7 protein-coding genes are annotated in these 5,676 nt (G+C 28.4%); 5 read left to right on the forward strand and 2 right to left on the reverse strand.

Translation table 11 applies throughout. From position 1 onward, the window contains the following. The 3 genes from VLM92_RS12865 to VLM92_RS12875 all read left to right on the forward strand — a co-directional run. A partial coding sequence (locus tag VLM92_RS12865) for an OadG family protein (RefSeq protein ID WP_325276735.1) occupies positions 1-303 on the forward strand: 303 nt, incomplete at its 5' end. Positions 304-324: 21 nt separating this feature from the next. Continuing rightward, positions 325-696, forward strand: a complete 372-nt coding sequence (locus VLM92_RS12870) for a biotin/lipoyl-containing protein (RefSeq protein ID WP_331681772.1) — start codon at positions 325-327, stop codon at positions 694-696. 68 nt (positions 697-764) lie between these two features. Next, positions 765-1,916: a sodium ion-translocating decarboxylase subunit beta gene (locus VLM92_RS12875; protein WP_334309503.1), complete on the forward strand. Its 1,152-nt coding sequence runs from the start codon at positions 765-767 to the stop codon at positions 1,914-1,916. Positions 1,917-2,071: 155 nt separating this feature from the next. Here VLM92_RS12875 and VLM92_RS12880 read toward each other — a convergent pair whose 3' ends face one another. Beyond that, positions 2,072-2,293 carry a hypothetical protein gene (locus tag VLM92_RS12880; protein WP_325276737.1) on the reverse strand — a complete coding sequence of 74 codons (222 nt, stop codon included), beginning with the start codon at positions 2,291-2,293 and terminating at the stop codon, positions 2,072-2,074. A gap of 404 nt (positions 2,294-2,697) precedes the next feature. On the opposite strand from VLM92_RS12880, the gene VLM92_RS12885 reads away from it, so the two are divergent. Beyond that, positions 2,698-4,002 (forward strand): FAD-dependent oxidoreductase, encoded by a 1,305-nt coding sequence (locus tag VLM92_RS12885; RefSeq protein ID WP_325276738.1) that lies wholly within the window; start codon positions 2,698-2,700, stop codon positions 4,000-4,002. A gap of 162 nt (positions 4,003-4,164) precedes the next feature. Further along, entirely contained in the window at positions 4,165-5,142 is a 978-nt protein-coding gene (locus VLM92_RS12890) for a DUF2804 domain-containing protein (protein ID WP_325276739.1), read from the forward strand. A 47-nt stretch (positions 5,143-5,189) separates the two neighbouring features. Here VLM92_RS12890 and VLM92_RS12895 read toward each other — a convergent pair. Then, on the reverse strand, positions 5,190-5,676 hold a 487-nt coding region (locus tag VLM92_RS12895; RefSeq protein WP_325276740.1), incomplete at its 5' end, for a 4Fe-4S dicluster domain-containing protein.

Genomic DNA, 5,676 nt, shown 5'->3' on the forward strand with positions numbered 1-5,676 from the left:
ATACTTTCAATGACTGTAGTTTTTATAGTATTAGTTATAATATCTGCAATAATAAGTTTGTTACAAAGAGAAAAAACAAATTCAAAAGCAGAAATTCAACTTACAAAAAGTAAAGATTCAGATTTAGGATATCAAGAATCAAGCTGTGAAAATGAAAATATGGAAGAATTAGTATCAGTAATAACTGCAGCTATTTGTGTAGCAACTGGAAATAGTACCAACAATATAGTAGTTAAAAAGATAGTAAGAACAAATAACTCTAAAACAAGTTGGGAAAGTATGGCTAAAAATGCCATTAAGTAATGTATAACAGGGGGAATTTAAATGATAAAAAAATATAATGTAACAGTTAATGGAAATACATATGAGGTAGAGGTCGAAGAAGTAGGAAGTGAAGTTTCTAAAGTTTCAAGACCTCAAGTAACTCAAAGTTCACCAAGACCACAAGCTACACCAAAACAACAAGCAGCACCAGTTTTAGGTGGAGGGAATGTATTATCTCCAATGCCAGGAACTATAAATGATGTACGGGTTAAAGCTGGTGATAGTGTTAAAAAAGGTCAAATATTATTAATACTTGAAGCAATGAAAATGGAAAATGAAATAATGGCAAATTCTGATGGGACTGTTTCAGCTGTAAATATATCAAAAGGATCATCTGTAAATGCAGGAGATGTCTTAGTAACTATAGGATAGAAATTAAGAGAAAATTCAAAAAGGGGGATTTACCCGTGGGAGAAGTTATAAATAATTTTATTCAATCAATGGGTATTTTTAATATGGATTGGCGACAATTAATAATGATTGTAATAGCCTGTATCCTATTATATTTAGCAATAGCTAAAGGTTTTGAACCTTTACTATTAGTACCTATAGCTTTTGGTATGTTGCTTTCAAACCTTCCTTTAACGGGAGTTATGAATGGGGCTGTTGCAGGAATAGAACCTTTAGGAATGTCAAATAAAGGTTTAGAAGCAACGATTCATACCAAAACACCAGGAGGATTATTATACTATTTATTTCAAGGAGATGAACTTGGAATATTCCCTCCATTAATATTTTTAGGAGTTGGAGCTATGACAGACTTTGGTCCATTAATAGCAAATCCAAAGAGTATATTGCTTGGAGCAGCAGCACAATTTGGAATATTTTTCACTTTCATAGGAGCATTGCTTTTAGGTTTTACAGGACCAGAAGCAGCATCTATAGGTATAATAGGTGGAGCAGATGGACCAACTGCAATTTACTTAACTACAAAATTAGCTCAACATTTACTTGCACCAATAGCAGTTGCAGCGTATTCATATATGGCTTTGGTTCCAATAATACAACCACCAATAATGAAAGCTTTAACTACTAAGGAAGAAAGATCTATAGTAATGGCTCAAAGTAAGTCTGTATCTAAGAAAGTTAAGATAATATTTCCAATAGCAGTTACAATAATAGTTTCATTGTTATTGCCAGCAGCAGCAACTTTAATAGGAATGCTTATGTTTGGTAATTTACTTAAAGAATGTAGCGTTACAGATAGATTATCAGAAACTGCTACAAATGCGTTGATGAATATAGTTACAATATTTTTAGGGCTGTCAGTTGGAGCATCTGCACAAGCTGATATATTTTTAAGTGTACAAACGTTAAAAATATTTGCTCTTGGGGTAATAGCATTTGGAATTGGTACAGGAGCAGGGGTAATTTGTGCTAAGGTAATGAACAAATTTAGTAAAGAAAAAATTAATCCACTTATAGGTGGGGCGGGTGTTTCAGCAGTTCCTATGGCAGCAAGAGTTGCTCATAAGGTAGCTCAAGAAGAAAATCCAGGGAACTTTTTATTAATGTATGCTATGGGACCGAATGTTGCAGGAGTTATAGGATCAGCTGTAGCAGCAGGAATACTTTTAAGTTTATTTGGATAAACTAAATAAATAATATAAAAAATGAGTATTTCAACATGATTATAAAATTATGTTGAAATACTCATTTTTTATATACATTGTTAACAAAGCAAGAACTTTTATTTTAAAAAACGGCATTATTAATAAAAACTATAGGTATTAAGTCGTGCTAGAAGCTACAAATAGTAGATTGTATCATCTTTATAATCGTCATAATTAAATTTCAAATCGTCATCAATAATAACATAATCATAATCTTCATTATAATTATAATCTTCATCGTAATTGTCGTTGTCATACAATAAAATATCATTATTAAAGAATAAATTATTGAAATTTAATAAATCTAAAATTGTGTGTTTTTTTCTTTTTTTTGATGATTTAAAATACATATTCATTATAAGCACCTCGAAGATATAGTTTAATAAGTAGTAATTATATTACATTTACTACATTACTATTTATTATATTCAGACTAGAGCTTTTTAGTAACATATAAATAAATATTTATGTATAAAATTAATAAATAGCATATTTTGAATTAAATAAAAATACTTTACATAAGTAAATTAAGAACAAGAGACTTTAATTTTAGTTAATTTATAAAAAAATTATTCAATAAATAAAGCATAATGAATTGTAATGTACTATAATTTTAATATAAGAAGAAAATTATGTATAGATATGTAATACAATAAATATTTAATATATAATTTCAATAATTATAACAAATTAAGTCAACTTAATGTTAAAACTTCTATGGAATAGTTATAATCTAAATTATTTATTAGGGGGATAAAAAATGAATAATGTAGGATATTTAACAGAATCAGCAAAATACTTTACAGAAGAAGAGGCGATTTTAGAATCTAAAAGATGCCTTTTATGTGATGATGCACCATGTAGCAAAGGGTGCCCTATTGGAAGTGATCCAAAAACTTTTGTAGAACTAGTTGCAAAGGGAGAAATACAAGAAGCTATAGGGATTCTAAGAGAAAACAATGCATTAGCTGGCATATGTGCTAGAGTATGTCCTTATGAAACTTATTGTGTAGGTGGGTGTAAAAAAACTTCTTTAAAAAATCCTATAATGATTCCCTATATTCAAAAGTTTTTAACTGAATATGAAAAAGAAATGAATGCTATTTTAAAACCTGAACCTAAAATTAATAATAAAGGTAAAAAAATTGCTATAATAGGCTCTGGTCCATCAGGACTTTCTGCATCTGCTTTCTTGGCTAAAAAAGGATATAATGTAAGTGTATTTGAAGCTAGAGAAGAATTAGGTGGATGGTTAAGTTATGGTATTCCGCCACATAGATTACCTAAAGAAGTAATAAAAGAAGACATTAAGTATATAGAAAATTTAGGTGTAAAATTTGTTACTAATTGTAAAGTGGGAGAAGATATTACATTAGATACTTTAAGGCAACAAGGGTTTAGTGCATTTTTAATATCTAGTGGATTGAACAAAGGTAGAGTGTTAAATATGAAAGGTTCAAATCTTAACGGTGTTTTTGATGCAGTTAGTTTTTTAGCAGAAGCAAAAAGCAAAGATGGAAAAGTTAGTATAGGCAAGAGTGCTATTGTAATCGGTGGTGGCGATGTTGCTATGGACTGTGGTACTACTGCAAAGCTTATAGGGTATGAAAATGTAAGAGTTATTGTGAGATGCCCTTTAGAAGAAATGACAGCAAGTAAAAAAGAATTAAATTACCTTCACTATGTAAACGTACCTATATTTGATAATTTTGATTCTGTAGAGATAATTGGAGATGAAAATAATAAAGTATGTGCTATGGAGTTTGTAGGAGTCAATGATAACTCTAAGCTTGTATTAGATGCAGATACTGTTATATTTGCAGTAGGCCAGATGTCAGAAGGAATTGAAAAAATTGCTCCTGTTGAAGTTGATGATAGAAACATGGTTATAACAAATAATTTTAAGACTAATATAGATGATGTATTTGCAGCAGGTGACATAATAAAAGGGGATAAAACTGCTTGTTATGCAACAGCTTTAGGGAAAAAAGTTGCATTAGAAATAGATAAATATTTATCTGAGAATCAATCTGAAATTTCAAAAATAATAGCTAGTACATATTAAACAAATTTATAAAAGGTATAACACATCAGAAATTGATATGTTATACCTTTTTTATATAAAATTTATTTAATATGTAAACTTTAAATTATATTTTCAATTAAAAAGGAATATGATTAATTAAAATAATATTTTTATTTTGATACAAAAGAATGGGGGGATTGCATGAAAGAATTGAAAAATGAAAATTTCATATGTTCAAAAGATGGGAAAATAAATTCGAATTCTATAGGTTGGAGTAGAAAAATTTTTTCAAACTGCGATATAGATGTAGGATATTTTAGAAAAAAAATATGGAATCACTATATGTGGATGAATAAAGATTATATTTGTGTTTTTGCTATAGTAAAGCTAGATTATGCAGGGTTAATTTTTATAGATTTTTACGATTTTAAAAAAAATAAAGAAATTCACCAAAATATTACAATACCTTTTTGCAATGGAATGATAATACACAATGCTATTGGTTCATATGCACATTTTCAAAATAAAGATATGTATATAAATATAATTAGAATAAATAATAAATTACAGACTATGATTAAATGGAATGAAATTGATATAGATGCTAATTTAGTCTTAGAAAAAGAGTCTTTAAATGTACTAATACCATGGAGTGAAAAGAAATTCCATTATACCTCTAAACAACTTCCACTAAAATCTGAAGGATATATAAGTGTAGGACAAGAAGAACCTGAAAAATTTGATTTAAGTGACACTATTGGATTTATTGATTATGGTAGAGGCATATGGGAGAGGGAAAAATCTTGGTATTGGTTAACTTGTGGTTTTGAAAATGAATACAATAAAGTAGGATTAAATTTAGGTGGAAAATATACTGATAATACAGGTGTTAATGAAAATGCTATCAAAGTAAATGGAATTTTATATAAAATATATTGTAATGTTAAATTTGAAAAAATAGATATAAATAAATGGTATATAAAATCTATAGATTGTGAAGATATTGATTTGAAGTTTAAGATAATTAATATAAATGATAAGATAAATAATAAACTAATAGTTAAATCTAGTTTAAAACAACATGTAGGAAAATTAAATGGAGTAGTGAAAATAAATGATAAAAAAATTATATTTAAAGAAGTACTTTGTTGGTTTGAAGATCACTATGCAAAGTGGTAGTATATAAAAATGGATTAACTGATATGGTTAATCCATTTTTTATGATTTTACCTTAGCCAATCAGGATTTCCAGGAACAAAGGGTCTATTTTTATATTTCTTCTTATATTCATCTAAAGCTTGTTTTATAAGATGTGGGTCATTTTTAAAGGTACTAGCATTTTTTATAGTTTCTAAATCTTGGCTAAATGGACAAGCCGATATACACATACCACAATCAGTTCCTAAATATCTCCACTTAATATAACATGTTTCAGCATCTATTGCCCAATTATAAGTACCATCTTCACTTATCTTACATTCATTTGAAAGTGATTGAGAAGGACAGGTAAAAGAGCATTTTTTACACATATTACAAAAATCCTCTAATCCGAAATCAATAGGTTCATCAACTTCAAGTTCTAAGTCAGTAGTTACAACGCCAAGCCTTAAACGAGAGCCATAGTCCTTATTAGTTAATATAGTATTTCTACCAATTTCTCCAAGGCCAGCGTCACGAGCTAAAAACACAGGCATTACTAAGTAATTTCCATCC

It is taken from the genome of Romboutsia sp. (assembly GCF_035470145.1).
Lineage (GTDB): Bacteria > Bacillota > Clostridia > Peptostreptococcales > Peptostreptococcaceae > Romboutsia_D.

What these genes read in the sequence shown, in the direction of transcription:
- VLM92_RS12885 (WP_325276738.1), top strand. Translation starts at nt 2,698, where the DNA reads ATGAATAATGTAGGATATTTAACAGAATCAGCAAAATACTTTACAGAA.
- VLM92_RS12875 (WP_334309503.1), top strand. Translation starts at nt 765, where the DNA reads ATGGGTATTTTTAATATGGATTGGCGACAATTAATAATGATTGTAATA.
- VLM92_RS12870 (WP_331681772.1), top strand. Translation starts at nt 325, where the DNA reads ATGATAAAAAAATATAATGTAACAGTTAATGGAAATACATATGAGGTA.
- VLM92_RS12890 (WP_325276739.1), top strand. Translation starts at nt 4,165, where the DNA reads ATGAAAGAATTGAAAAATGAAAATTTCATATGTTCAAAAGATGGGAAA.
- VLM92_RS12880 (WP_325276737.1), bottom strand. Translation starts at nt 2,293, where the DNA reads ATGAATATGTATTTTAAATCATCAAAAAAAAGAAAAAAACACACAATT.